The 349-nt window shown below is 65.3% G+C and carries 1 protein-coding gene; it reads right to left on the bottom strand.

Annotated elements, in window-relative coordinates:
* A partial coding sequence (locus F2P45_RS34790; protein WP_166882721.1) for a hypothetical protein occupies positions 1-349 on the bottom strand: 349 nt, incomplete at both ends.

The raw sequence follows: 349 nt of genomic DNA, 5'->3' as shown, positions 1-349 counted from the left end.
AGTCCCACATTCTTCGCCAGCGGTCGCATCAGCATGCGACGCTCCTCCTCGGACCTCTTGGAAAATAGTTGCTCGTAGAGGAACCCGACAGCGGCACGGCTCCCGCTGTTGGCGATAATGTCCTCCACCGCGCGAACGCAATCGGGAGCGTAGGTACCGGCCGTGTCGGCATAGGCGCGCTTGAGCATGGGCAGATACGCTGGCGGCAACGGCGCCGACTGCGCCAGGACCGCCCCCGGCAAGCATGTGCCGCGCCCGCCGCTGCCAGGCTTCGTGCGGCGGTTGAGCGCAAGATCGTGTTGCAGTCCGGCCAGCAGAAACTGTTGGGGAATGGTCGCTTGCCCGTCTG

The organism is Massilia mucilaginosa, from assembly GCF_011682145.1.
Lineage (GTDB): Bacteria > Pseudomonadota > Gammaproteobacteria > Burkholderiales > Burkholderiaceae_D > Telluria_A > Telluria_A mucilaginosa.
Note: the sequence above shows the minus strand (reverse complement) of the source record. Positions and strands in the feature narration are given on the sequence as shown.